The sequence below is a fragment of the Methylobacterium sp. D54C genome (assembly GCF_053345595.1).
On record NZ_JBKFAK010000246.1, the window covers coordinates 1 to 287 of the forward strand.

The window sequence follows — 287 nt, forward strand, 5'->3', positions numbered from 1 at the left end:
CCGAGGCGCTGCGCGCGCTGGCGGCGGCCTATCGCGGTCCCGGCGGCCGCTGACCGGCCGCCGGCTCGTCCGGTCCTCAGGAGGCGGGCGGGCCCTGGGCGCCCTGCTGCTCCATCACCTTCTGCCGGTAGAGGCCGACGAAATCGATCGGGTCGATGTAAAGCGGCGGGAAGCCGCCGTTGCGCACCGCCACGGCCACGATCTGGCGGGCGAAGGGGAAGAGCAGGCGCGGGCACTCGATCATCACCGCCGGATGGATCTGGTCGGCCGGGATGTTGAGGAGCCGG

General features: G+C 73.2%; 1 protein-coding gene. It reads right to left on the reverse strand.

Annotated features, from left to right (window positions below; all coding sequences use genetic code 11):
- Positions 1–76: 76 nt before the first annotated feature.
- Positions 77–287: protein-export chaperone SecB (locus tag ACLBYB_RS33365; protein WP_447701445.1), on the reverse strand; the 211-nt coding region annotated here is incomplete at its 5' end.